General features: G+C 57.2%; 23 protein-coding genes. 6 read left to right on the forward strand and 17 right to left on the reverse strand.

What is annotated here, in order from left to right; genetic code table 11:
* Positions 1-45 precede the first annotated feature (45 nt).
* From AAGD24_RS19625 to AAGD24_RS19635, 3 genes are all read right to left on the reverse strand, one after another.
* On the reverse strand, positions 46-1572 hold the full coding sequence (locus AAGD24_RS19625) for a flavin-containing monooxygenase (RefSeq protein WP_379866097.1): 1527 nt from the start codon (positions 1570-1572) through the stop codon (positions 46-48).
* 169 nt (positions 1573-1741) lie between these two features.
* On the reverse strand, positions 1742-2359 hold the full coding sequence (locus AAGD24_RS19630; RefSeq protein ID WP_075194629.1) for a flavin reductase family protein: 618 nt from the start codon (positions 2357-2359) through the stop codon (positions 1742-1744).
* A gap of 74 nt (positions 2360-2433) precedes the next feature.
* Positions 2434-2817, reverse strand: a complete 384-nt coding sequence (locus AAGD24_RS19635) for a hypothetical protein (protein ID WP_143743778.1) — start codon at positions 2815-2817, stop codon at positions 2434-2436.
* A gap of 206 nt (positions 2818-3023) precedes the next feature.
* Between AAGD24_RS19635 and AAGD24_RS19640 the strand changes: the two genes are divergently transcribed.
* Positions 3024-3251 carry a site-specific integrase gene (locus AAGD24_RS19640; protein ID WP_256713522.1) on the forward strand — a complete coding sequence of 76 codons (228 nt, stop codon included), beginning with the start codon at positions 3024-3026 and terminating at the stop codon, positions 3249-3251.
* A 129-nt stretch (positions 3252-3380) separates the two neighbouring features.
* Here AAGD24_RS19640 and AAGD24_RS19645 read toward each other — a convergent pair whose 3' ends face one another.
* From AAGD24_RS19645 to urtA, 9 genes are all read right to left on the reverse strand, one after another.
* Entirely contained in the window at positions 3381-3734 is a 354-nt protein-coding gene (locus AAGD24_RS19645; protein WP_379866100.1) for an FmdB family zinc ribbon protein, read from the reverse strand.
* Positions 3735-3739: 5 nt separating this feature from the next.
* The gene (fmdA, locus tag AAGD24_RS19650; RefSeq protein ID WP_379866102.1) at positions 3740-4972 is read right to left on the reverse strand and encodes a formamidase; all 1233 of its coding nucleotides are present in this window, start codon (positions 4970-4972) and stop codon (positions 3740-3742) included.
* Between the two features lie 101 nt (positions 4973-5073).
* Positions 5074-6117 carry an AAA family ATPase gene (locus AAGD24_RS19655; protein WP_379866104.1) on the reverse strand — a complete coding sequence of 348 codons (1044 nt, stop codon included), beginning with the start codon at positions 6115-6117 and terminating at the stop codon, positions 5074-5076.
* Positions 6118-6132: 15 nt separating this feature from the next.
* The gene (locus AAGD24_RS19660) at positions 6133-7179 is read right to left on the reverse strand and encodes an aliphatic amidase (protein WP_273622690.1); all 1047 of its coding nucleotides are present in this window, start codon (positions 7177-7179) and stop codon (positions 6133-6135) included.
* 14 nt (positions 7180-7193) lie between these two features.
* The gene (urtE, locus tag AAGD24_RS19665) at positions 7194-7883 is read right to left on the reverse strand and encodes an urea ABC transporter ATP-binding subunit UrtE (protein WP_075194623.1); all 690 of its coding nucleotides are present in this window, start codon (positions 7881-7883) and stop codon (positions 7194-7196) included.
* 2 nt (positions 7884-7885) lie between these two features.
* On the reverse strand, positions 7886-8644 hold the full coding sequence (gene urtD / locus AAGD24_RS19670; protein ID WP_007153048.1) for an urea ABC transporter ATP-binding protein UrtD: 759 nt from the start codon (positions 8642-8644) through the stop codon (positions 7886-7888).
* Positions 8644-9843, reverse strand: a complete 1200-nt coding sequence (gene urtC, locus AAGD24_RS19675) for an urea ABC transporter permease subunit UrtC (RefSeq protein ID WP_127401980.1) — start codon at positions 9841-9843, stop codon at positions 8644-8646. Before urtC ends, urtD begins: the two co-directional genes overlap by 1 nt.
* A gap of 9 nt (positions 9844-9852) precedes the next feature.
* Entirely contained in the window at positions 9853-10779 is a 927-nt protein-coding gene (gene urtB, locus AAGD24_RS19680; protein ID WP_007153046.1) for an urea ABC transporter permease subunit UrtB, read from the reverse strand.
* A gap of 82 nt (positions 10780-10861) precedes the next feature.
* Positions 10862-12061 (reverse strand): urea ABC transporter substrate-binding protein, encoded by a 1200-nt coding sequence (gene urtA / locus AAGD24_RS19685; protein WP_007153045.1) that lies wholly within the window; start codon positions 12059-12061, stop codon positions 10862-10864.
* A gap of 382 nt (positions 12062-12443) precedes the next feature.
* On the opposite strand from urtA, the gene AAGD24_RS19690 reads away from it, so the two are divergent.
* The 3 genes from AAGD24_RS19690 to AAGD24_RS19700 all read left to right on the forward strand — a co-directional run bounded on the left by AAGD24_RS19690 (position 12444) and on the right by AAGD24_RS19700 (position 17705).
* Positions 12444-15824 (forward strand): ATP-binding protein, encoded by a 3381-nt coding sequence (locus tag AAGD24_RS19690; RefSeq protein ID WP_007153044.1) that lies wholly within the window; start codon positions 12444-12446, stop codon positions 15822-15824.
* Positions 15811-16716 carry a DNA-binding response regulator gene (locus AAGD24_RS19695; protein WP_273622692.1) on the forward strand — a complete coding sequence of 302 codons (906 nt, stop codon included), beginning with the start codon at positions 15811-15813 and terminating at the stop codon, positions 16714-16716. Before AAGD24_RS19690 ends, AAGD24_RS19695 begins: the two co-directional genes overlap by 14 nt.
* A 95-nt stretch (positions 16717-16811) precedes the next feature.
* The gene (locus AAGD24_RS19700) at positions 16812-17705 is read left to right on the forward strand and encodes a carbohydrate kinase family protein (RefSeq protein ID WP_273622693.1); all 894 of its coding nucleotides are present in this window, start codon (positions 16812-16814) and stop codon (positions 17703-17705) included.
* On the opposite strand, the gene AAGD24_RS19705 is transcribed toward AAGD24_RS19700, so the two are convergent.
* Positions 17675-18235, reverse strand: a complete 561-nt coding sequence (locus AAGD24_RS19705; protein ID WP_041332903.1) for a TIGR00730 family Rossman fold protein — start codon at positions 18233-18235, stop codon at positions 17675-17677. The two genes, AAGD24_RS19700 and AAGD24_RS19705, sit on opposite strands and share 31 nt — an antisense overlap.
* 57 nt (positions 18236-18292) lie before the next feature.
* Between AAGD24_RS19705 and AAGD24_RS19710 the strand changes: the two genes are divergently transcribed.
* Positions 18293-20152, forward strand: a complete 1860-nt coding sequence (locus tag AAGD24_RS19710) for a diguanylate cyclase (RefSeq protein ID WP_273622695.1) — start codon at positions 18293-18295, stop codon at positions 20150-20152.
* Between the two features lie 30 nt (positions 20153-20182).
* Complete coding sequence (locus tag AAGD24_RS19715; protein WP_273622696.1) at positions 20183-21217, forward strand: histone deacetylase family protein; 1035 nt, start codon at positions 20183-20185, stop codon at positions 21215-21217.
* Here the strand turns inward: AAGD24_RS19715 and AAGD24_RS19720 are convergent.
* From AAGD24_RS19720 to betA, 4 genes are all read right to left on the reverse strand, one after another.
* Entirely contained in the window at positions 21212-21766 is a 555-nt protein-coding gene (locus AAGD24_RS19720) for a YgjV family protein (RefSeq protein ID WP_273622697.1), read from the reverse strand. The genes AAGD24_RS19715 and AAGD24_RS19720 overlap by 6 nt on opposite strands.
* 45 nt (positions 21767-21811) lie before the next feature.
* Positions 21812-22021 (reverse strand): hypothetical protein, encoded by a 210-nt coding sequence (locus tag AAGD24_RS19725; RefSeq protein WP_041332895.1) that lies wholly within the window; start codon positions 22019-22021, stop codon positions 21812-21814.
* Between the two features lie 40 nt (positions 22022-22061).
* Positions 22062-23279 carry a choline transporter gene (locus tag AAGD24_RS19730; protein WP_041332893.1) on the reverse strand — a complete coding sequence of 406 codons (1218 nt, stop codon included), beginning with the start codon at positions 23277-23279 and terminating at the stop codon, positions 22062-22064.
* A gap of 226 nt (positions 23280-23505) precedes the next feature.
* On the reverse strand, positions 23506-25191 hold the full coding sequence (betA, locus tag AAGD24_RS19735; RefSeq protein ID WP_036211638.1) for a choline dehydrogenase: 1686 nt from the start codon (positions 25189-25191) through the stop codon (positions 23506-23508).
* Positions 25192-25199: the final 8 nt, after the last annotated feature.

Here is a 25199-nt window from a genome sequence, read left to right on the forward strand (position 1 = left end):
CAGATTTGTAGTTGCATTCATCAATGATCGAGCTGTGTCACACCTTCAAGAGCCAAACAGCGCTGAACGCAACGGCCTCATGAAACCGCGTTTCGGTTTGGATTGCTGAACCGGCCGGCGACCATCGAACTCCAGGTAACCATCCTCGATAGGCTCAAACCTGAGGGTTTTCACATCCTCCAGATAGTTCTGGCTGACCTTCCAGGGGCCATGGGTTCCCTGCCTTGGCAACTTGTCGTCAGCCCGGCGGATATAACCGGAATCCAGGCCGCCCATCATGGTGTCTCCGGCGCGACTGTCGCCGGTGTCACGGGGTATACAGACGCTCTGCCCCTTGCTGTCCATATGATTGAACAGGCGGCACAGGTATTCAGCCGCGATATCGGCTTTCAGGGTCCAGGAGATGTTGGTGTACCCGAAAATCATGCCGGCGTTGGGTACGCCCTCCACCATTACGTTCTTGTAGATCACCTTGTCCCGCAGCGTGACCGGATGACCATCCACCACCAGGTCCATGCCACCCAGCATCTGGATATCCAGCCCAGTCGCCGGAATGATGATGTCGGCCTCCAGTTCCTTGCCGGATTTCAGCAGAATACCGTTTTTGGTAAAGCGTTCGATATGGTCCGTCTCCACCGACGCCTTGCCCGCCTTGATAGACTCAAACAGATCACCGTCCTTCACCACACACAGGCGCTGATCCCAGGGGTTGTAGCTGGGTGAGAAATGGCGCATATCGACCTTGCCATCCAGTTGCCGGCGTACCATGGCCAGGAACAACCGCCGCATGGCCTTGGGGTTCTTGCGGGAACGATTGAACAGCAGCCGTGCAATGCTGACGTTACGGGCACGGGTCAGCCGATAGGCGACATTGGCGGGCAGAACCTTCTGAAGGCCCAGCGCCACGGCGTCCCGGGATGGCAGCGGCATCAGATAGGTGGGCGAACGCTGCAACATGGTTATGTGAGCGGTTTCCTCCGCCATCGTTGGCACCAGGGTGATGGCCGTGGCACCACTGCCAATCACCACCACACGTTTGCCGGTATAGTCCAGGTCCTCAGGCCAGTGCTGCGGATGCACAATCTGGCCGCCAAAATCGGCCTCGCCAGGGAAGTCAGGCTTATAGCCGGCATCGTAGTTGTAATACCCTGTACAGCCCACCAGAAAGCTGGCGGTAAAGGTAGCGGTTTCGCCGGTGGCTTCCTTGCGGGCCGTCAGTGTCCAGCACTTGTCTGCGCCTGACCACTCAGCGGAAACAACCGCCAGGCCATACTGAATATGCTGTTCAACGTTGTTTTCCCTGGCGGTATCGTGAACGTACTGCTTGATCGACGGGCCATCCGCCAACACCTTGCCCCCGGTCCAGGGGCGGAAGTTGTAGCCAAAGGTGTACATGTCGGAATCGGAACGGATACCCGGGTAGCGGAACAGATCCCAGGTGCCTCCAAGGGACTCACGGCGCTCAATGATGGTGAAAGACTTACCCGGGCACTCTCGTTTGAGGTGACAGGCCATGCCAATGCCGGAAACGCCGGAGCCGACAATCAGTACGTCTACATGTTGTTCGCTCATAACCACCCTGTCGGCATCTGCCGTTGTTTTATCAACATTTCAGCGCGGATCACACGCCAACAGGATGAGAATAGCCCAGGAGGGAAAACGCCGAAATTGGCCCCATGCGATGAATTCGGCGCCGTTTCGGTCAGTTCTGTCAGCTCGTTTGAGCCTGTTGCAGTCTGCCTCAGTCCGGGCGCGGCACGTTGAGAATATCGCCCAGGGTGCCGTACTCGCTGCCACCCAGCCGCGAAATAGGGTCGATGCCTTTGGCATCAATAACGTAACGCCCCTGATCGTTAATGCTGGCAACCTGATCGTCCACAAACACCTTCTTGATATTGCCAAACACCAGCGACTGCGGCGTGTCACCCATTTCAATGACCTCTCGCAACTCGCAGTAAAACGCCACCAGGCACCCCTCGACCCGGGGCATCGGCCAGCCTTCTTCCTGCACCAACTTCATATCCAGTCGGTCCAGTTCAGACTGGCCGTGGTCCAGATGGCGGGACGACTCCGTCATGGCCTGAGCCTGGCTGCGGCTCCCAATGTGAACCACAAACTGCTTGCGGGCTTCGATGTTCACCCTGGTGTCCTTGAAGCTGCCATCGCTGGGCTTTTTGCCCACAGACACCATCAGAATTGGAGGCTTACCGGTAACCACAGTAAAGAACGAATAAGGCGCCAGATTGTAGTCATCCCCCGGGTTCTGCGACAACACCCACGCCACTGGACGCGGAACTACGGTCTGGGTCAGGATGGGGTGGACGTGCTTTGCTTCGATCGACCCGAGGTCTATAAGCATTCGTGTTTCCTTCATGCAGTGAAAAGTAGGAAAAGGAGGTTACCGAATGAGCAATGTTGTAGGAATAGGCCTTGTTAGGCCAAGACGTTGGCATCGGCACTCTCCGCCTGGACAGCCAGAATTGCACCAAACATAAAACCAATTGCTGTAAGCCATTGAGGCTCAGCCTTTTGCTTGGGCTCAACCATAATGACACCTTCCGCCCAATCCTCGTCTACCCAGTATCCAAAGGAGTTGATGCAATCGTCTTCAGTAAAGGGAGCTTCAGAATCTCGCGGCATAAATCGAAATTCGCTAACTCCTCTGAACTCGATGGTTAATGCCTTGGGCGTATCGAAGCTCACCCAACCCCCATTCGATCGTTGCCAGTGTAATACAAGCGAACGCTCCTCCACGGAGTAATCTAAGTCCTTGAAGTCAAAATTATTATGCAAATCAAGCTCGTGACTTTCTTGCACGAGGTAGATTCCGTCTACTATTTCGAAGTTTCGATTCATAAGGGCCTAACAGCAGTTAGATCGACGTCTCAGTGATTGCAGAAACTTATAAATCAACCGTTTAGCCCACTACATACACCATGCCATGTAATCATTAGAGATCTGAGATATACGCCACCAAAAACACTGTTTAAATATACGGTTCGTTTTGGCAAGGAGCCTCTCGAATGCAAGGAAAGCAGCCCCGCCTGCGTGACCAGGTCCGTACGCTCATTCGGGTGGATCATTACAGCATCCGGACTGAAAAGACGTACTGGTACTGGATCCGCTATTTCATTCGCTTCCAGAACATGAAACATCCCAGGGACATGGGTCCTCGGGATGTTATTGAGTTTCTGGCTTGGCTAGCGGTGAATCGCAATTTTGCGGCAGCTACACAAAAAGCCAGGCCCTGAATTCCCTGGTCATTTTGTATAACAAGCTCCTGGATAATCCGTTAGGCGATATCGGTACGGTCGTTCGCTCGAAAAAAGCCCCCGAAGTGGGGGCAAACACGTGACAGTGACTTTCGGTTTGCTACAGCCTTAGTGGCTGATCATCCAGGGCCGCATGGAGGGGAACATTTTCTTCCCGTCCGCGGTGTAGAACAGCATCGACTTTCCGGGTTTTGGCGAGCCACAGCCGCAGCTGCGGCTGTGCTCAGGGTCCTGCTCCCGGCGATCGGCGGTGGAGAACACCGGTTCGTGGCGGGACTTTTCGTTTCGGTCCTGGGCCGCGCGCCTGGCTGGGTCCATGTTTGCGATTTCCGGGGGCAGCACAATCACTCGTGGCGAAAGCACCTGGCAAGTGGGGCATGCCACCGGTTTTGCGCTGTCTTCTATCGTCGCCAGGGTGTTGAACAAGCCGTGTTCCCGGCATTTGTAGTCATATACGGGCATGGTGACTACTCCTTGTCTTTCGACAGAGGTACGTCCATTCCGCCACTGGTCATTTTCTTCGGTCCCTCTGCGGATGGGTTGATGTCAAAATCAAAGATACCTGTGGGCAGCCAAAGCGTGGCGCAGGCGTTTGGAATATCCACCACGCCACTGATGTGGCCCTCTACCGGTGCGCAACCAAGAATCGCGTAGGCCTGGGCCTTGGTGTAGCCGAACTTGGTCATGTATTCGATGGCATTCAGGCAGGCCTGGCGATAGGCCACATGCACGTCCAGGTAATGCTGGCCACCGTCTTCATCAACCGAGATCCCTTCAAAGATCACGTAATCGTCGTAACGGGGTTTGATCGGGCTGGGTTTGAACACCGGGTTCCTGATGCCGTATTTCTTAACGCCATCCTTGATCAGGTTCACCCGCAGGTGAATCCATCCAGCCATTTCGATGGCACCACAGAAGGTGATTTCACCATCGCCCTGGCTGAAGTGCAGGTCGCCAACCGACAGGCCCGCACCATCCACGTAGACCGGGAAGTAAACCTTGGAGCCGCGGGAAAGATCTTTGATATCGCAGTTACCACCATGTTCCCGGGGCGGTACGGTGCGAGCGCCCTCAGCGCCGGCCGCTTTGGCGGCGTCTCCTTTCAGCTGGCCCATGTGGGCGGTATCGCCGTTGGGCAAGGTGGCCAGTTCCGGCACCCGCTCCGGGTCTGTCGCTACCAGTCCTGCTTCACGTTTGTTCCAGGTATCCAGCAGGTCTTTAGAGGGCAGGCAACCTATCAGCCCCGGGTGAATCAGGCCGGCAAATTCCACGTTGGGAATATGGCGCGATTTGGTGAACATTCCATTGAAATTCCAGATGCTCTTCTGGGCGTCCGGAAAGTGTTCGGTCAGGAAGCCTCCGCCGTTCTGCTTGGAGAAGAAGCCGTTGAACCCCCACTGGCTTTCTTCAAAGGTGCCGATGTCGAGAATATCCACTTCCAGCAGGTCACCCGGCTCGGCGCCTTCCACCCCGATCGGGCCAGACAGGAAGTGCACCTGGCTGAGGTCTACATCGCGCACATCGTCTGCGCTGTCGTCATTTTTGATCTGGCCACCGGTCCAGTCATAGCATTCCACGATGAAGTCGTCACCGGGTTTAACGGTGGCCACCAGCGGAATATCCGGGTGCCAGCGGTTGTGGATTTTGTCGTTCTCGTAAGCCGACTTGTTCAGATCAATCTTGATAATGGTTTCAGCCATAACGGGCGCTCCTTGGTGTTGGCTTGTACAATTAGGTAACGGTTTTACTATCCGAGATCCCGCGCCCCGGAGGTATTCGCGAAATGCCCCCCACACCTACGTCATTCGACGTATTGGTGCACGGTGACCGCCCCATTCTGCGCATCGGCCTCAAACCGCTGACAGTCAGGATGCGCCAACAGTGCTCTGGCTACAGCGGGCTCCAGACGCTGGCGAAAAGCCCGCAACATCTCCCGGGCTCCATAACGGGCATCGTAGCCACAGCACAGTTCGCTCCTAAGCTTAGTTGACAGTGACAGCACTGCATGTTTTTTGCCCAGCCGCCGGTTGAGCCCCACCAACTCGATGTCCAACAGTGCTTCGAGCCAGTTATCAGCAAGGCTGTTGAAGGTAAGGATCTGATCAATACGGTTCAGGAATTCAGGGTCGAAATGCCGACGCAGAGCGACATCGCGCAAGTACCCACCCTCACCGGCCGACAACCTGAGCCAGCGGCGCCAACCTTTCTGATAACGCTGTTGGTGCGCCTCAGCATCCAGAGCTCCGGCATTACTGGTCATGAATATCAGAGTGTTGCTGAAATCGACTTCCCGGTTACCGGAGGGAAACATCAGCCGGCCGGTGTCCAGAACGTTCAACAGGGCGCGGACGACTTCCCGGCTGGCTTTCTCGATTTCATCAAACAACACAATGCCGGGCTTGCTGAACGAGCCCTGTACTTTGTCCAGATCAAACAGGCTGTGGCCTTCCTTACTGCCCACGTAGCCCGGCGGCGCGCCGGTAAGTGCGGCGGTATAGTGCTCCTGAGCCAAGGTGTTCATATCGATGCGGCACAGGCCATCCCGGCTGCCATGAATGGCTTCTGCAATCAGCCGCACGGTTTCGGTTTTCCCCACACCAGTGGGCCCAAGGAACAGATGCACCGCGAGCGGACGGTTTTCTTCGCCGATGTCGGCTTTCACTCGCACCAGCATGGATTCCATGGCTGTCAGGGCATCGTCCTGGCCAACGATGTTCTCCCGCAGGCGGGACATGACGACATCTGGCTCAAAGCGAAACCGGGAAGCACGAACCGGGCCTGAGGCAGCCCGGTTCTGTTTTATGGATTCCCGGTTGGCTTCCAGCCGTTCGTTGATAAACGGCATCAGCAACTCCCGGCATTAAGCGCCTGCAGATTTTTCTTTACCGTCGAATGGCAGCTCACCCACCGGACATTCAGCGGTGCCCACGGTTTTGCGAGTCATTGCTTCAACGTTTTCCTGTGCCTTTTGAGCGTCCATCACCCAGGTGCGATAGAACTCGAACGGGCAGTCGGCTACGCCTTTGTCGCCATCGCCGGAGTTGTGAACACCGGTGTAGCCCCGGTGCAGCAGTTTGAACAGGTGGTTTTGTGACTGGTCATTCTGGCGTGCGTCGCGGATCTGACTGATCGAAAGCTGGGCATACTGAATTCCCATATCTTCCTCGCCACACTCTCCGAGAGTGCGGCCATCAAAGCCGATAATGGCGGAGTGGCCGAAGTAGGAATACACCCCATCAAAACCGGAGGCGTTTGCCACGGCCACATAACAGTTGTTGGCCCACGCCATGCTCTTGGACATCATCACCTGCTGCTCCTTGGCCGGATACATATAGCCCTGGCAGCGAACGATCAGCTCGGCACCTTTCATTGCACAGTCCCGCCATATTTCCGGGTAGTTGCCGTCATCGCAGATGATCAGGCTGATCTTCATACCCTTGGGGCCTTCGCTGACGTAAGTGGTGTCCCCCGGATACCAGCCTTCAATCGGGCACCAGGGAATACATTTGCGGTATTTCTGGACGATCTCACCTTCATTGTTGATGAGAATCAGGGTGTTATAGGGTGCCTTACTGGGGTGCTCCTCATGCCGTTCGCCGGTTAGTGAGAAGATACCCCAGGTATTGGCCTCACGGCAGGCGGCAGAGAAGATGGCGGTTTCGTCGCCGGGAATCGTGGCAGCCGTTTCCATCATCTCGTCATTGTCGTACATGATGCCCATGGTGCTGTATTCCGGAAACACCACGAGGTCCATGCCGGGCAGGCCCACTTTCATACCCTTGATCATGTTGGCAATCTGGCGGGCGTTGTCCAATACCTCGGCTTTGGTATGCAACCGGGGCATCTTGTAGTTCACCACCGCCACACCGACGGTGTCGTTACTGCTGGAAATATCACCGTGTCTCATTAATTCGCTCCTCGTTAAACCGCCAGGTAACTGGCAATCTTTTCCTGGTCTGCTTCAGCCCTGTTCTCTTCGTGCACGATGGTTCCCTTCTCGATCACCAGAATCCGGTCCGCCGCGTCCATCACAAAGCTCAGGACCTGCTCAGAGACAACTATCGACAAACCGCGCTCATCGCGGATACGCCGTAGTGTCTGAGCGATCTCTTTGATGATATTGGGCTGAATGCCTTCGGTGGGTTCGTCAAGCAGCAGCACCTTGGGCCGCGTGGCCAGTGCGCGGGCAATGGCGAGCTGTTGCTGCTGACCACCAGACAGATTACCGCCGCGCCTGTTCTGCATTTCCTTCAGTACCGGAAACATCTCGTACAGATCCTCCGGTACCTTCTTTTCACCCACGGCGGACAGGGCCGTTTCAATGTTTTCCCTTACCGTAAGGGTTGGAAAAATCATCCGGCCCTGAGGCACAAAACCAATGCCAGCCCTTACCCGCTGGAAGCTCTTCAGGTTGGAAATGTTGGAACCATCCAGGCTGACCTCACCGCCTTTGGTGGGGGTCATGCCTACCAGGGATTTCATCAGCGTGGTCTTGCCCATGCCGTTGCGGCCCACCACGGCCACAATCTCGTTTTTTCCCACCTCAAGGTTCAGGTCCCCGATGATGGTGCTTTGGCCATAGGCCACCGAATGATGTTTGACGCTCAGCATGCTCAGTGCCCCAGATAGACTTCGATGACTTTCGGGTCCGACTTCACGTGCTCAATGGACCCTTCCGAAAGAACCTTGCCCTGGTGCATCACGGTCACCCGGTCGGCGATGTCACCAACGAACTGCATGTCATGCTCGATCACCAGTACCGTATGGTCCCGGGTGATCACCCGGAGCAGTTCGGCGGTTTTCTTGCGCTCGGCCACCGACATTCCGGCCACCGGCTCATCCAGCATCAGCAGATCCGGCTTCTGGATCAGCAGCATGCCGATCTCCAGCCACTGTTTCTGACCGTGGCTGAGCGAGGCCGCCGGTTCGTTCAGGGCGTCCGTCAGGAAGATGGTTTCTGCCACCTCTTCCACAGCCTCAACTACCGCCCGGTCCCGCTTGAAGGCCAGCGCCCCCATCACGCTGTGGCCCTGCGGGTAGGACACCTCGAGGTTTTCAAACACAGTCAGATCTTCAAACACCGATGGTGTCTGAAACTTCCGGCCCACACCGGAATGAACGATCTGGTGTTCCTTGAGTTTGGTCAGCTCCTTGCCGGCAAACTTGATCGAACCGGCAGTCGCCTTGGTTTTGCCGCAGATCAGATCGAGAACGGTGGTTTTGCCAGCACCATTGGGGCCGATAATGACCCGGATTTCCTTGGGGTCGAGGTAGAAAGACAGGTCATCCACGGCCTTGAAGCCGTCGAATGATACGGTCAGGCCCTCAACCGCCAGCAGAAAATCCGTGCCTTTGCTTTTGGCTGCACTCATCAGGATTTCTCCGGGCTGTAGGTATTGATCATCGGATCATAATCGTCAGCCTTTTCAGCACCAGGCTTGGTGGCCGAAGGCTCGGCGGTGGCGTTAGCCACAGGCGCTTTGCGTTTGAACAAGCGCTCTTCCAGGGGCATGACATAGCTGCGGTAAAGTCCTGCCAGGCCGTTCGGGAATGCCAGCACCACACCAATAAACAGAGCCCCCATGGCAAAAGGCCAGAGTTCCGGGAAGGATTCGGAAAAGCCACTTTTGGCGGCATTCACCAACAAGGCACCGTAAACCGCTCCGAGAATGGACAACCGGCCTCCAAGCGCACAGAAGATGACCATCTCGATGGAGGCAACAATGCCGATGAAGGACGGCGACATGAAGCCAACAATCAGGGTGAACATTGCGCCGCCGATACCAGCGAAGGCCGCCGCCAGGCAGAACACGAAAATCTTGAAGGCAGCCACGTCATAGCCTGAAAAGCGCACCCGCATTTCCTGGGCATTCATCGCCACGAGAATGCGGCCCAGTTTCCGGTTCTGGACAAGCCGTGCCACGAACAGGCAAAGGAACAGCATTCCGACACAGACGAAGTACAGGGCGGTCCGTGCCTCATCGGTGCGGATATCCCAGTCCTTCAGGGTCTGCAGATCGGTAATGCCGTTTACGCCACCGGTGTACCCCTGTTGTCCGATAATCAGGATGGTCAGGATTGCGGCAATGGCCTGGGTGATGATGGCAAAGTACACGCCACCTACACGGCGGGTGAACATTGCAAAACCGATCACGAAAGCCAGCAGAACGGGCACGCCAATAACCGCGATCAACGTGAACGAGAAGCTATGGAACGGTTCCCAGAACCACGGCAGCTCGGTGAGCTGGTTCCAGTCCATGAAATCCGGAATGCCCGGGGTGGACTGGATCGCCGTCGCCTCTGGCGTGGAGGCTTCCAGCTTCAGGAACATCGCCATGCAGTATCCGCCCAGGCCGAAGAACACGCCCTGGCCCAGGCTGAGGATGCCGGCTTTACCCCAGCACATCACCAGTCCGATCGCCACGAAGGCGTATGTCAGGTACTTACCCACCATGTTCAGCCGGAACGGGTCCAGAGCCAGCGGCAGGATGACAACCAGCAGACACGCCAGCGCCAGGTAATACAGGCCCTCGCGGGAGCCGAACCATTTCAGGGGGGATGAACTCTTCATGACAATCTCCTAGCGACGGACCTTGAGGGCCATGAGTCCTTCTGGACGCAGCATCAGAATGCCGACGACAACCAGCAGGGTGAGAACCTTGGCCATGGAACCACTCAGGAAAAACTCCATGGTGGACTGGGCCTGGGAAATGCCGAAGGCGGAAATAATGGTGCCAATCAGGCTTTGGGCGCCGCCGAAGACCACCACCAGGAAGGTATCGACAATGTAGGCCTGCCCGGACGACGGCCCGGTGGAACCGATCATGGTGAACGCGGCGCCAGCAATCCCGGCGATACCGCAGCCGAGGGCAAAGGTTGCGCGGTCGATACCAGCACTGTTGATACCAACAGCCTCAGCCATAGGACGGTTCTGAACCACAGCCCGCACGTTCTTGCCCCAGCCGGAGCGGTACATGAGCAGGTAAACGGCGACTGCAATGGAGAGCGCGATGATCATCACGAACAAGCCGTTGATCGGCAGTTCCACCAAATCGGTCACCTGGAAGGCGCCCATCATCCATTCAGGAAGATCAACGCCCACTTCGCGGGCACCAAAGATGGAGCGGTAGGCCTGCTGCATGATCAGGCTCAACCCCCAGGTGGCCAGCAAGGTATCGAGTGGCCGGTGGTAGAGATGCCGTATCATCAGCCACTCAACGAGTGCTCCCAAGGCAGCGCATATCAAAAAGGCCAGGATGATGGCGAAGAAGAAGTAACCGCCAAACAGTCCGGGCAGGTAGGACTGGAAAAAACTCGACGTCAGGTAGGTGGTGTAGGCACCGAGGATCATGAATTCCCCATGGGCCATGTTGATCACGCCCATCTGACCAAAAATGATGGCCAGGCCCATTGCCATCAGTACGAACACTGAAAACAGGGAGAGCCCGGCAAACCCCTGCATGGCAAATATCGACATCAATTCACTGCTGGTGTAGCCATCGAACATGACCCTTCTCCCCTTCAAACCAACATGCTTTGCGTTGCGGAGGCGATGAAGGCCGGCGCGCGGTGGCGCCGGCCATTCCGTTTTACTGGTAACCTTCCGGGAACGGGTCTGGCTCCATCAGCTCTTCTGTTTCGTGAACCACCTTGTACTGACCATCAAGCTGGGCCTGGCCAATCCGGGTCTTGGACCACAGGTGATGGTTTTCGTGGATGCGTACGTAACCTTCCGGCGCCTTGGTGAATTCGATGCCTGCGAACTCTTCGCGAATCTTGTCGATGTCGAAAGAGCCGGCCTTTTCAACCGCCGCTTTCCACAACCAGGGACCGAGATACGCGGCCTGGGTAACGTCGCCGATCACCATGTCATCGCCGTAGGTTTCCTTGAAGGCCGCAACAAACTCCTTGTTGTTGGGGTTGTCCAGGCTCTGGAAGTACTTCATGGAGGCGTAGATACCTTCCACGTTGTCGCCGCCGATACCGCGGATTTCGTCCTCGGTTACGGAGATCGTCAGCAGCAGCGGTTTCTCGTCGGTGAAATCAACACCGGCGGCTTTCATCTGCTTGTAGAAGGCCACGTTGGAACCGCCCACCACGGACGCGAAGATCACGTCGGGCTTCTTGAGCTTGATCTTGTTGATCACCGAGTTGAACTGGGTGTGGCCCAGTGGGTAATACTCTTCACCCACAACTTTCAGGCCCAGCTTATCGATGTGCTTGCGGGCGATCTTGTTGGAGGTTCGCGGCCAGATGTAGTCGGATCCGAGCAGGTAAAAGCTCTTGGCGCCCTTTTCCTTTACCGCCCAGTCGATACCCGCAAGAATCTGCTGGGTCGCTTCCTGGCCGGTGTAAACCACGTTCGGGGACTGCTCAAGACCTTCATAGAAGGTGGGGTAATACAGCATGCCGTTGTACTGTTCGATCACCGGCAGGATGGCCTTGCGTGACGCAGAGGTCCACGCGCCAAAGATCGCGGCCACATTATCCTGACGCAGAAGCTTGCGGGACTTTTCGGCAAACGTCGGCCAGTCGCTGGCGCCGTCTTCCTGAACAAACTCTATCTGGCGACCCAGAACACCACCAGACGCGTTTATCTGTTCAATCGCCAGCTTTTCCGCCTGCACCGAGCCAATCTCACTGATTGCCATGGTGCCGGTGATAGAGTGCAGTATACCAACCGTAACGGTGTCATCCGTCACCGCCAGATCGGTTGTATTGACTTCTGCCGTACTGGGTGTCGCCGCTTGCGCGGAGGTAGCCAGCATAACGGACGCCGCCAGTGTCATCAGACTTTTTCTAAACCCTGGCCTCTTGCCAGGCGATCGTATGCTGGCGTTTTTATCTGTCGTACCCATGGTGATTCCTCGCAGTGTTTGAAATCCGGTACCGCGCTTTTCATCGAAAGCACAGCGTCCACATCAAACATTCTGCTTGCGCCCTTTAAGGGAGCCCATTCGGCAATCACCCCAGCACACTACGTCATTTGACGCATTCCTGATTCCGGCAATACAGGCTAAAACGCGGGTACACGATTTAAATGTGTCCGCTTTTTCTTGCGTTCCTGTCCATGGCACGAAAATTGTTGGTGTTTTCAGGTCCGGTGCACCGCGCCACGCAACCGCACTTATTTTCGGGCACTCCTTATCCAGCGACACAGGCAACACAACGATGGCCGCACGACAAAGCATTTTCCGTGTAAGGCGCAATTACAATCAGTGGGTGGCTAACCAGACGCTCGAAGACTACGCCTTGCGGTTTACCGCAAAGAGTGCTCGGCGCTGGTCCGCCGCCCGCGTTACTAATACGGCTCTGGGAGCGATTTCCTTTCTGGCGCTGGAAGCCATCGGTGGGGCCATCACTATCCACTACGGATTCAACAACGCAGTCGCGGCCATCTGCGCCGTAGCGCTGATCATTTTTCTGACCGCTATACCCATCAGCTACTACGCCGCTCGCTATGGTGTTGATATAGACCTGCTTACCCGAGGCGCCGGCTTCGGCTACATCGGCTCCACCATCACCTCGCTGATCTACGCCTCATTTACGTTTATCTTTTTCGCAATCGAAGCAGCGATCATGGCCATGGCGCTGGAGCTGCTGCTGGATATACCGTTGGTAATCGGTTATCTCATTTGTTCGGTGGTGATTATCCCCCTGGTCACCCACGGCATAACCGCCATCAGCAAGTTCCAGCTCTGGACCCAACCGGCATGGATTGTGCTGCAGCTGCTGCCGTTTGTTTTCATCATCTACATGGACGCCGGCTCGGTGTCGGACTGGACGCAGTTTGAGGGCACTGCTCCCAATCAGGGCGGCGAGTTCAACCTGCTGCTTTTTGGGGCAGCGTCGGCCGTGGTGTTCTCGTTGATTGCACAGATTGGCGAACAGGTCGATTTCCTGCGTTTTGTGCCTGAGCCTGAGCAAGGGCAGCGTTTGCGGTGGTGGACGGCGGTGATGGCCGGTGGGCCTGGATGGATCGTCATTGGTGCGTTGAAAATCCTGGCGGGCTCGTTCCTGGCTGTACTGGCCCTGAACCATGGCGTGTCGGCACTGGATGCCTCCGACCCAACCCGCATGTACATGGTGGCATTCGGCTATCTCTCGTCGTCTCCGGAAGTGGCGCTGGCCATCGCGGGCATCTTTGTCATTCTTTGCCAGGTCAAGATCAACGTCACTAACGCCTATGCAGGCTCCATTGCCTGGTCGAATTTTTTCTCACGTCTGACGCACAGCCATCCGGGCCGTGTGGTGTGGCTGGTCTTCAACGTGACCATTGCCTTGCTGGTGATGGAGTTGGGTGTTTATCGCGCCCTGGAAGAGACTCTGGGCTTTTATGGCGTCGTAGCGGTGGCGTGGGTGGGCTCCCTGGTGGCCGACCTGGTGATCAACAAACCACTGGGCTTCAGCCCGAAGCACATCGAGTTCAAGCGGGCACACCTGTACGACATCAACCCCGTTGGTGTCGGTGCCATGATACTGGCCTCGGTCATTGGTATGGTGTGCCACGGTGGCGCCATTGGCGACGTACCCCAGGCGCTGTCACACTTCATTACCCTGGGTTCAGCATTGGTGATCGCGCCCGTCATTGCCTGGCGTACTCGTGGGCGCTTCTATACCGCACGCCCATTCGTGCCCATCGCCACTGACCGACAACTTGTCGCCTGCTGTATCTGCGAACACGAATTCGAGCCGGAAGACGTGACTGGCTGCCCGGCCTATGCCGGCAATATCTGCTCGCTGTGCTGCTCCCTTGATGCCCGCTGCGGCGATTTCTGTAAACCCGGTGCAGGTTATCGGCATCAGCTGCAGCAGTTTTTTGGCCTGTTTATTCCCGAGTCAGTGCTCTCAAAACTACACTCGCGCATTGGCCACTTCCTGACGTTGTTGTTCCTGATCAACGGTCTGTCCGGGCTTCTTCTGGCACTGATATACGCCAAGACACCGGTGAACTCGCCCACCGAAGCCGCGCTGCTGTCGATCACCCTGTGGAAGGTGTTCTTCGTGCTGATCATTATCACCGGCGTGGTGTGCTGGCTGTTTGTGCTGGCCCATGAAAGCCGCGTGGTGGCCGAGGAGGAGTCCCAGCGACAGACCCGTCTTCTGACTGAGGAAATCGTGGCCCACGAGCGCACGGATCAGGCCCTGCAACAGGCCAAGGAGCACGCAGAAGCGGCCAACGGCGCAAAGAGCCGCTACCTGACTGGCATCAGCCACGAGCTGCGTTCACCGCTGAACGCAATCCTGGGTTACGCCCAGCTGATGGAGAACGACACCGCTATCCCCGACAACCGCAAGGACGCACTGGGTGTCATACGCCGCAGCGGTGAGTATCTGGCAGACCTAATCGAAGGCCTGCTGGACATCTCCAAGATCGAAGCCGGGCGGCTGGACCTGCACCGGGACGAAGTGCGTATTGACCTGCTGATGGAGCAACTGGTGCACATGTTCCGGCTGCAAGCGGAAGAGAAAGGGCTGGCTTTCAGTTACCACGGCCCTACCCGCTTACCCGAACTGGTGACCACGGATGAAAAGCGCCTGCGGCAGATACTCATCAACCTGCTGTCCAATGCGCTCAAATACACCGACAACGGCAGCATTTCGTTAACCCTGAAATATCGCAGCCAGGTGGCTGAGTTCACGATAAAGGACACCGGTGAAGGTATCGCCGAAGAAAACATCGAGCGCATATTCCGACCTTTCGAGCGTATACGCACCCCCGGACAAAGTCGCACCGGCACCGGGCTCGGGCTCACCATCACCCGGCTGTTGACCGAAATCATGGGCGGCGATCTCTCTGTAGAGAGCACGCCCGGGGAAGGCAGTACCTTCCGCGTCAGCCTGATGCTGTCCAGCCTGCATACCCCCCGCCCGGAATCCATGACATCTCCGGCCCGGCGCATTTATGGCTACAAAGGCCCGCGACGCAAGATCATGGTGGTGGATGACGAGTCCTCCCACCGCCAGGTGATCCGAGCCATGCTAGCTCCGCTGGGTTTTGAGATTGTCGACATCGGCAACTCCCTGGCGGTGGTGGATGCCATCGACAACAGCCATCCCGACTTGGTGTTACTCGATGTCTCCATGCCCGGTTACAGCGGCTGGGATATCCTTACGCAATTGCGAAGCAACAACCATCAGGTGCCCGTGGTCATGGTATCGGCCGACGCCAGCGAAGGACGCAACCGGCCGGAATCACCCACCCTGCACAACGGTTACATCATCAAGCCGGTGCGCTTGAACCTGCTGCTGGACCACATCGCCCGGCTGCTTACCCTCGACTGGCGCTTCGAGAAAAGCCCGGAACCGCTGGCAGCCACCATTACGCCCGAATCGGAAACGCTGATTCTGCCCGCGGCTGAACATCGCGCCGCGCTGGTGGGGCTGGCCACCATCGGCCACAAAAAAGGACTTCTTGAGGCACTGCACGGACTCCGTTACCGGAGCGAGGCCGATCCGGTGTTTGTAGAAGAACTTGTGAAGCTCACCAACGACTTCCAGTTCGAAAAAATCATCGATTTGATCAAGGTGACGGAACATGAGCACACCTGAAGCCCGAAAGACGGTCGTTATGGTGGTGGACGATGCAGTTGACTGCATTCGCATGATCAACGACGCCCTGGAAAGTGCCGGCATGACGGTATTGATTGCGCTGGAAGGCAGCCAGGCCCTGACCATCAGTCAGAACATCACCCCGGACATTGTGCTGATGGACGCCATCATGCCCAACATGGATGGCTTCGAAACCTGCCGTCGGCTGAAGCAGAATCCGGACTTCGCAAATACCCCTATCATTTTCATGACCGGCCTCAGCGATACTGAGCACGTGGTGATGGGGCTCAAATGCGGCGGCGTGGACTACATCACCAAACCCATTAACACCACCGAACTGATGGCCCGCATGCAGGTACATCTGACAAACGCCCGCATGGCACACAGCGCTCGGGCCGCACTGGATACCGCCGGACAGAACCTGTTTGCCGTGGACCGTCACGGAGCCATTCTGTGGTCCACCCCCCAGGTTCATCAGCGGCTCACTGGCGGCGGCTCCAACAACCTTGAGCTACTGACCAATAACCTGGCCACCTGGTTGAGCCACAATCCGGAGAACGGCCACAGCCTTACTCTGGATTTCCTGCCCGAGCTCCACGCGGTGGAATTCCTCACTCTGGTCGACGAAAGGGAATACCTGTTGCGACTGCAAGAGGTGCAGAAGCCCAGCGAGGCCACGGGCGCTCTTCGGACGCGCTTCAGCCTGACCGGCCGGGAGTCCGATGTGCTGTTGTGGATAGCCAATGGCAAAACCAACCGCGAAATCGGACAGATTCTGGAAATGAGCCCGCGCACGGTGAACAAGCATCTGGAGCAGGTATTTCGCAAACTGGGCGTGGAAAACCGCACGTCGGCCGCGGCTGCCGCCATCAAATGTCTGGCACGAACCTGACCACCACAGGCAACGAAAGGGGCGTAGCCGCAGGGAGGAGCCCTACCCGTTCCACACCGGATAAGATGGGCTAATCTTCCTGCCGAGGCCAACCCATGAACAAACCCATCGTCATTATCGGCGGCGCATCGCTGGATACCATCATCCAGCTCGATGCCCTGCCAACCCCAACACCGCAAACCCTGTGGCCCAAGAGCAGTTACAGATCCGTCGGCAGCACCGGTGCTGGCAAGGCGCTGAACCTTGCAGCGCTGGGGCGCAGCGTAGTCCTGCATTCGCTGCTGGGACAGGACACGGAGGCCGATCTGGTGCGCCACGCCCTGAATAAGCCTGGCATTGAGCTGCTTGCAGAAATCACCGACACACCGACCGAACAGCACGTAAACCTGATGGACCCTCACGGCGGGCGGGTTTCGCTGTTTGTCCAACCTCCGGCTGACCCAAGTGTCGTTGATTGGGCACCGGTGACCTCCGCAATCTCAGGCTGCGAACTGGTGGTGATCAATATCCTGAGCTACACAAAGCCGGCGCTGGCCCTGGCACAAAACGCGAACAAACCGGTGTGGACCGATCTGCATGACTACGACGGTCGAAACCCACATCATCAGCCGTTTATCGATGCGGCGAACGTCATTTTCCTGTCCAGCGACAATCTGCCGGACTATCGCAGTTTCATGAAAAAGATGATCGATGATGGCAAGGAGTTGGTGGTGTGCACCCATGGCAGTGACGGTGCCACCCTGCTTAGCCGGGACGGGCAATGGTTGGAACAGCCCGCGTTTCCGGTCGGTCAGGTGCAGGACACCAATGGTGCGGGTGACGCCTTCTTCAGTGGTTTTCTGTGTGGCCACCTTAACGGTGAAAACCTGAAGACCTGCCTTCGCCTCGGGGCGGTCTGTGGCGCACTCTGCGTGACCTCACAGTCCCTGGCAGCGGAAAACCTGAGCCTTCAGCGAGTTCATGACCATTTACGCGAGGGCGGCTGGTAGTTTTTCAGGGCGGATACCAGTTCGGTGGGCTGGTCTTTCACGATCACCATCTCGGCGTACTCAGGTTTCAGGAAGCCCGCGCCAGACATCGTGCGGATGAAGGCCAGCAGCTCATTGTAGTAACCATCCACGTTGTAAAACGCACAGGGCTTGCTGTGATATCCAAGTTGGCCCCAGGTCCAGGCCTCGAAAATTTCATCCATAGTACCCGGCCCGCCAGGTAGCGCCACAAAAGCGTCGGCCATATCCGCCATCAGCGCCTTGCGCTCGTGCATGCTGCTCACCACATCCAGGCGGGTCAGGCCCTGATGGGCCAACTCGCGGTCGCGAAGGGACTCGGGGATAACGCCATATACCTCCCGGCCGCCGGCCAGAACGGCATCGGCAACCACGCCCATCAGGCCCACCTTGCCACCACCAAATACAAGATCCATACCTTGGCTGGCCATATACTGGCCAAACACTCCGGCGGCTTGGGCAAAACGTTCATCATTTCCCCGGCTGGAGCCACAGAAGACAGCGATTTTCATGACGGAGTCCTATAACGCGTTCGTGGTTTGATCGGATGAGTAATATACTGTCAGATAGTGGCCAGGGAGCGCCAGCGTCAACGACTGGGACGAATAACAAGCACCAATGGGGCCATTGCCATCAAGCCATTCAACACCCTCAAAAGCCGACTGATTCTTCTATTCGGTGGGTTGATACTCGTCACCACCGCCATTGGCACCTGGTTGGCTTCCAATCTGGCTGTTGAAGAATTACGCAAGTCCACCAGCCAAAACCTCCAGGAAGTGGCGGTGCAGTTGAGGGACAAGATCGAAATTGATCTCCACGAGCGTTACAGCGATCTGAGCATTGCAGCCGCTATTGCCAGTCAGTCCATTGAGGACGACCAGTCCGTCAGCGTACCGGCTCTCCTCAATGCACTTCAGGACGCCTTCCCAAGCTATGCCTGGATCGGCCTGGTATCACCCGAAGGTACCGTCATCACGAGCACGGACAACCTGCTTCAGGGCGCCAATGTGTCTGAGCGCCCCTGGTTCCGTGAAGCCTCCAAAGGGCCCTTTCTCGGAGACGCTCACCTCGCGGTGTTGCTGGAGTCCAAACTCGATAACCCATCCTCTGTTCCCCTTCGGTTTGTGGATGTTGCTGTACCACTGTATCGGGACAACGGCGAGCTCATAGGCGTTCTTGGTGCACACCTCTACCTGGACTGGGTGGCGTCCATTGGCCAGTCCTTGCTGGCCCCACTGCAAGAGCGCCTGCAGGCAGAACTCGTCGTGGCCGATCACAAAGGCACCATCCTGATCGGGCCAACAGACAGCATTGGTCAGGCCATTCCGGATTCACTGGCGGATGCGGCGAGCCGCAACCCTTCCGGCTATGTGACGGACTCGATGACCGCCGGAGCTTCAGATGAACAGACAGAATATCTGATTGGCTTCAGCCGCCTGCGTGATCGTGAGGAATACGCCAGCTTCAACTGGCGAGTGCTGGTACGACAGCCCGCTGAAGAAGCTTTTGCCCCGGCCAACAACCTTCGCCATACGTTGATTGCCACAGGTTTTGTTGTCTCGCTTTTGCTGATCCTGTTTGCATCCCTGGCTGCACGCTGGACCACTCGGCCCTTAATCAAGATGACCGAGGAAGCCCGAAACCTGGACCCGGATCAGCCCTCCACTCTGATTAAGCAGAGAGACGACTACGAGGAGGTAAAAACCCTATCGTCCACTCTCAGAAACCTGATCCTGAACCTGACTGAGAAAACCCGGGCAATGAACGAGCTCAATAGAACCCTGGAATATCGTGTCGAGGAACGAACACGGGAACTGGAGAACACCAACACCCTGCTGGAGGATGAAATCATCCAGCGGGACGCCATGCGCAGGGAGCGAGAAACACTGATCCGCCAATTGGAGGAAACCGTGCGCACCGACGCACTCACCGGCCTGAAAAACCGGAGACACTATTTCGAACTGGGTCGGACAGCGGTTAAAAAAGCAGTTCGATCAGGGGCGCCTTTGTCGGCCATTATGTTCGATGCGGATCACTTTAAAAAAGTGAACGACACCCATGGCCACGGCGTCGGTGATAAGGCGCTGGTCCATCTCAGCAAGCTGGCAACGGAAGCCTTGAGGGATATCGACATTGTTGCCCGTGTGGGCGGAGAGGAATTTGCCGTGCTTCTGGAGAACACCGACGAACCGGGCGCGGAAGAGGTCGCCGAACGCCTGAGAAGCTTCATCGAGAACAACCCGCTTCCGCTGGAGAGTGGGCACCTTACTTTGGCCATCAGCGCCGGCGTCGCCACCTTCTGGCCAGACAAGTCGGATAATCTGGATACCCTGCTGCTCTACGCAGACCGGGCTCTGTATCAGGCCAAAGCTGGCGGACGAAACCGGGTTTGCCTCTATTCCAGTATCCAGAAAACCGCCAACGACTGACTTTCCACAACCAGAACGGAATCGTTTTCCATGAAAACCGTTTTTTCCCCGCTGCACAATCGCCGTACCGCCACGACCGAGCTGGACGGCGGCGTATTGATCGCCCCTCACGAGAAACCGTCCCGGGCGGAGACCATACTGGGCCGGGTCAAGCAGGAACAACTGGGAGACGTTCTTCCACCGGACGACTTCGGCCTGGAACCGATTCTGCGCGTGCACACCCCGGATTACGTCAACTTCCTCCAGACCTGCTGGAAGGATTGGGAAGCCGAGGATAAACCCGGCGAGGCCATTCCCGCCGTCTGGCCGGGCCGGGGGATGCGGGAAAGGGTGCCAAAAGACATCGACGGCCGCCTGGGTTACTACAGCTTTGCCGCCGAGACCTCGATCACCGAGGGTACCTGGGACGCCGCCTGCGCCTCGGCAAACGTCGCACTGACGGCTCAGGCACTGGTGGCCAACGGGGAGCCTGCCGCGTTTGCACTATGCCGCCCACCTGGGCATCACGCCCATGCCGATCTGCTCGGAGGCTACTGCTTTTTCAATAACGCGGCTATTTCCGCCCAGGCATTTCGGGACCAGGGCGCCAAACGCGTGGCGATACTGGATGTCGACTTCCATCATGGCAACGGTACCCAGGCCATTTTTTACCAGCGCAGCGACGTGCTGACCATCAGTCTGCACGGCGACCCGGACCTGGTGTTCCCTCACTTCCTGGGGTTTGAGGATGAAACCGGCGAAGGCGAAGGCAACGGCTATAACCAGAACCTGGTGTATCCACCCGGCACGCCCTTCGAGGTCTGGCGCGAAGGGCTGGAAACCGCTTGCCAACGCATTACGGAATACCAGCCCGAAGCACTGGTGATCGCTCTGGGAGTAGACACCTTCGAGGACGATCCGATTTCCTTCTTCAAGCTGACGTCTGCGGACTACCTGCTGATGGGGGAGCGGCTGGCGACACTGAATCTACCTACCCTGTTCACCATGGAAGGCGGCTACGACGTGGACGCCATCGGCGTAAATGTGGTGAACGTACTGAAGGGTTTTGAACGCGGCCGGCTATGAGTCCGGCTCGTTCAGTTTGGCGAAGGCCTCCGGATAACGGCGCTTCATTCTCGCCAGGCGGAAGATGGTGATGAAATTGGTCACCACCACCATACCCTCTGCCAGCGTGCCGCCGACAGAGCCAATCAGCAGGTTGTTCAACATCCAGCAGATCGCAGCAGCGGCCAGCATCAGCCGCATGGGAATGCCGCGCAGCATAAACATGCCGACGGTGCCGAACATGGCCGCGCCAATGGCAAAGAAATCGACGGGCGTCCGCCAGGTCAGAGCCGCTGCCAGCAGGTTTACCGCGAGCGCCGCCAGCATGACTTTCCAGTTGCCCAGATATCGCCTGGCCAGCACGATACGGCCGATCACCAGCAAACTCAGCACCGCCGCCGTCCAACTGCCGAACAGGGCAAACTGAAGGGCAAAGGCCACATTCGCGGAGATCAGCAGCACCATCAAACGGTCATCCCGCTTGCTGGCAAAGCCGACAATGCAGAAGCCCAGTGCAATCAGGCTGACCGCCTGGCCCGCCATCTCTGTCAGGCTCATACCCTCAAACATCGCGGGCAGCCCGACCTGGCATTTGATGGCTGCGGTTAACCCGGATCACCGCCTGCGGTAATCCGGGTCCGTCCAGCACTGCGGCAGGGATTCCCCGGAGGGGAAATTCAGGCCGGCCTTGTCGAAAAACTCCGGGTCCTGGGCTTCTTCGCCAAAATGCAGACTGCCCTTAACGGTCGATTCGTTGGGGTCGATCAGCATTTTGGTGTCCAACACCTCAATCATGTGTCCGGTCGATTTCTCGGCGAGAAACATAAAGCCCTCCCGGGTTTCCCCTGATGGTGTGTGATGCTATCTAGCTCGCTAACTCAATCTTCCTGAAGTCGAGTGTATTCTCTTTGGGCGAACCTTCAATGCCCATCACCTCAGCGCGACGTTTCGTGACAATGTACACGAAGCAGCCGAAGTACAGCGCAATCACCAGAGCGCCCACCCACTGAATGCGCAGGAAGTCGAGCTGGAACAGCAGCGTCAAACCACACATCACAATCAGGTTGCCGAAATAATACTTCCACTGTCCCAGCCGGCTTGCGGTCAGGTTGAGATTGTCTGTGTAGAGCCGGATCAGTGAGTCCAGTGAGTTGATCACCATCAGGATACCCACCGTGATCATGGCTATGTTGATATAGCTGGCGATGTTCAGGCCTTCAGCGTGGTAATGGTAGAGCACCGAGAACCAGGTACCGATGGCAATGGACGGAAACACCAGCATCGCGATCATCAACTGCCAGGTGCGCAGGCCACTGACAAAGCGCGCAGTGAACTGGCCGATCATGATGCTCCAGGAGAACCACCAGAACAGATAAAACTCGTGGTAGTCGTTCAACGGCAACATGAAGTGATGCAGGTTGGTGAAGTACTCACCAATCAACCCTGCCGTGCCAAAGAAGTCGCCGACACTGCCGTTGCCCGTCAGGAAGGCACGGCCCCACATTACCGCAATCAGCGCGATAAACAGCCAACTGGAACCCAGGCTGAGTATGCGCACATACTTGATTTTACTGCTGGAATAAACCGCCGCCGCAATCGCCGCGAAGACGATCAGGTAGAACGTCGGCACGACGGTTTCGCCGTCACCAATTTCCGGCAGATACCAGGGCAGGTTGACCAACAACAGGAACGCAGTAAAGGCACAGGTGCCGATGATCACCACATTGTTGACCACTCGCACCAGCGGTATGTCGAAAAACTTGACCCGCGGCTCGATCACACAGAAGTAGAAGCAGGTAAGGAAGTAGAACCCCCAGATCAGAAAGGCCCAGAACCCGAACTCAATCGCCAGTGGGTTAGCGAAGCCGTACTCAGGACTTTCCGTCAGGTTGCCGTAACCGGCAAATTCCGTCAGCGGAAACATGATCAGGCCGACATCCAGGCCCGAGGTAAACAGAATGGCGATAAACGTGAAGGTACGTACCGGCGTCACGCCGATGACTTTCAGGTCCCACCATTTGAACAGGATCAGCGCGATAGCCGCGAAAGTGAAAATCAGGCCTGTGGATAACCAGAGTGTCATACACACCTCCAGTTTCTGGCGTTACTTATTATATGGGACAACATGGGTGTTCCTCCTCTACTTTGAAGCACGTGTTCATTCGAATCGGACACAAACCCCCGCGTTGACGGGTCAACACTTAACTATCGCGCGCTCAGAACGACACGGTTATCGCGCCGCAGCGACGATAGGTAAGTCCTGATGGTTTGCATAACAACCGGCGGCCATTGCGCCGCCGGGAACGGTATCAGGCGATCTCGCGCGCGGCCCCTCCGGGGCGCTGGCGATCTCGCCATTGCTCGTCCATCGCCACAGGGGCGTCAGACGGATTCAGTGGCGCCAGGCCACGAATGAGGTCAGCGGCACGCTCCGCCACCATGATGGTGGGAGCATTGAGGTTGCCGTTGGGAATAGTGGGGAAGATGGACGAGTCCACTACCCGCAGGCCGGTGAGGCCATGAACCCGCGTATCAGGCCCTACCACCGCCTGATCATCCACACCCATCTTGCAGGTGCAGGACGGGTGATAGGCGCTTTCCACCGCCTGGCGGACAAAGGCGTCTATTTCCTCGTCACTCTGCACATCAACGCCGGGCTGGATTTCGGAGCCTCGATAGGCGTCCATCGCCGGCTGGCTGACAATCTCACGGGTCAGGCGCACGCAATCACGAAAGCCTTCGCGGTCATCCTCGTGCTGCAGGTAGTTGAACTGGATGCGCGGCGGCTGGCGCGGATCGTCTGACTGCACAGTTACCGAACCACGGCTCTTGGGCTTGTTGTGGCCGATATGCAGTTGGAAGCCGTCGCCATCGAAGGCTTCCTTGCCGTCGTAGCGCATGGCCGCTGGCAAAAAGTGATATTGCAGATCCGGCCACTCGACGCCCGCCTTGGAGCGGATAAATCCGCAGGACTCAAAGTGGTTGGTGGCACCCAGGCCGTCTTTCTTAAGTAACCAGCGAACACCGATCTTGAGCTTGTTCCACCAGTCGAGCTTGCCATTGAGAGAGACCGGCTGCTTGCAGCGGAACTGGAAATAGAACTCCAGGTGATCCTGCAGGTTGCCGCCCACACCCGCCAGTTCGTGATTGACGGGGATCTCAGCCTGCTCCAGTACGTCGCGGTTGCCAATGCCGGAAAGCTGCAACAGATGGGGCGAACCGATAGACCCCGCGGACAGGATCACTTCCTCTGATGCCGTAACGTCCACCAGTTTGCCGTCTTTCTCGTAGCGCACGCCGGTGGCCTGTTTGCCTTCCAGCAACACCTTGTGCACCAGCGCATGGGTGACCACGGTCAGATTGTCCCGCGCCATGGCGGGGCGCAGGTAAGCATTAGCAGTAGACCAGCGGCGACCATTCTTGACGGTCATGTGCATGGCGCCGAAACCTTCCTGACGCTCGCCGTTGTAGTCGTCGGTGGCGAAATAACCGGCATCCACGCCCGCATCCACAAAGGCCTTGTAGAGCGGGTTCTGCATGTTGTTGCCGTTATTCACGCCCAGCGGGCCCTGGTCACCACGGTAGTCATCAGCGCCAAAGGCCCAGGTTTCCGCCTTCTTGAAATAGGGCAGGCAGTGGCGATAGTCCCAGCCCTCGGCGCCCTGCTCCTGCCACTCGTCGAAATCACGGGCATGGCCACGTACGTATACCATGCCGTTGATGGAGGAAGAGCCGCCCAGCACCTTGCCCCGGGGGCAGTGCATGCGGCGGTTATCCAGGTAGGGTTCCGGCTCGGTCTCAAACTGCCAGGCGTATTTTTTGGTGTTCATGGGGATGGACAGCGCCGTGGGCATCTGGATAAAGATGCTCTTGTCGCTGCCGCCGGTTTCCAGCAGCAGCACCCGGTGGCGGCCATCCTCGGTAAGCCGGTTGGCCAGCACACAGCCTGCAGACCCCGCGCCGACAATGATGTAATCGTAGTTCACTTCTTTCATACGCAACT

It is taken from the genome of Marinobacter sp. M5B (genome assembly GCF_042604615.1).
Lineage (GTDB): Bacteria > Pseudomonadota > Gammaproteobacteria > Pseudomonadales > Oleiphilaceae > Marinobacter > Marinobacter salarius.

Coding starts and splice junctions, on each gene's coding strand:
- AAGD24_RS19645 (WP_379866100.1), bottom strand. CDS start 3,734: ATGCCCGTATATGACTACAAATGCCGGGAACACGGCTTGTTCAACACC.
- AAGD24_RS19730 (WP_041332893.1), bottom strand. CDS start 23,279: ATGACACTCTGGTTATCCACAGGCCTGATTTTCACTTTCGCGGCTATC.
- urtB (WP_007153046.1), bottom strand. CDS start 10,779: ATGTTCGATGGCTACACCAGCAGTGAATTGATGTCGATATTTGCCATG.
- AAGD24_RS19705 (WP_041332903.1), bottom strand. CDS start 18,235: ATGAAAATCGCTGTCTTCTGTGGCTCCAGCCGGGGAAATGATGAACGT.
- AAGD24_RS19630 (WP_075194629.1), bottom strand. CDS start 2,359: ATGCTTATAGACCTCGGGTCGATCGAAGCAAAGCACGTCCACCCCATC.
- AAGD24_RS19660 (WP_273622690.1), bottom strand. CDS start 7,179: ATGAGACACGGTGATATTTCCAGCAGTAACGACACCGTCGGTGTGGCG.
- urtD (WP_007153048.1), bottom strand. CDS start 8,644: ATGAGTGCAGCCAAAAGCAAAGGCACGGATTTTCTGCTGGCGGTTGAG.
- AAGD24_RS19720 (WP_273622697.1), bottom strand. CDS start 21,766: ATGTTTGAGGGTATGAGCCTGACAGAGATGGCGGGCCAGGCGGTCAGC.
- AAGD24_RS19715 (WP_273622696.1), top strand. CDS start 20,183: ATGAAAACCGTTTTTTCCCCGCTGCACAATCGCCGTACCGCCACGACC.
- AAGD24_RS19655 (WP_379866104.1), bottom strand. CDS start 6,117: ATGCCGTTTATCAACGAACGGCTGGAAGCCAACCGGGAATCCATAAAA.
- AAGD24_RS19690 (WP_007153044.1), top strand. CDS start 12,444: ATGGCCGCACGACAAAGCATTTTCCGTGTAAGGCGCAATTACAATCAG.
- betA (WP_036211638.1), bottom strand. CDS start 25,191: ATGAAAGAAGTGAACTACGATTACATCATTGTCGGCGCGGGGTCTGCA.
- AAGD24_RS19640 (WP_256713522.1), top strand. CDS start 3,024: ATGCAAGGAAAGCAGCCCCGCCTGCGTGACCAGGTCCGTACGCTCATT.
- AAGD24_RS19700 (WP_273622693.1), top strand. CDS start 16,812: ATGAACAAACCCATCGTCATTATCGGCGGCGCATCGCTGGATACCATC.
- fmdA (WP_379866102.1), bottom strand. CDS start 4,972: ATGGCTGAAACCATTATCAAGATTGATCTGAACAAGTCGGCTTACGAG.
- urtA (WP_007153045.1), bottom strand. CDS start 12,061: ATGACACTGGCGGCGTCCGTTATGCTGGCTACCTCCGCGCAAGCGGCG.
- AAGD24_RS19725 (WP_041332895.1), bottom strand. CDS start 22,021: ATGTTTCTCGCCGAGAAATCGACCGGACACATGATTGAGGTGTTGGAC.
- AAGD24_RS19695 (WP_273622692.1), top strand. CDS start 15,811: ATGAGCACACCTGAAGCCCGAAAGACGGTCGTTATGGTGGTGGACGAT.
- urtE (WP_075194623.1), bottom strand. CDS start 7,883: ATGCTGAGCGTCAAACATCATTCGGTGGCCTATGGCCAAAGCACCATC.
- urtC (WP_127401980.1), bottom strand. CDS start 9,843: ATGAAGAGTTCATCCCCCCTGAAATGGTTCGGCTCCCGCGAGGGCCTG.
- AAGD24_RS19625 (WP_379866097.1), bottom strand. CDS start 1,572: ATGAGCGAACAACATGTAGACGTACTGATTGTCGGCTCCGGCGTTTCC.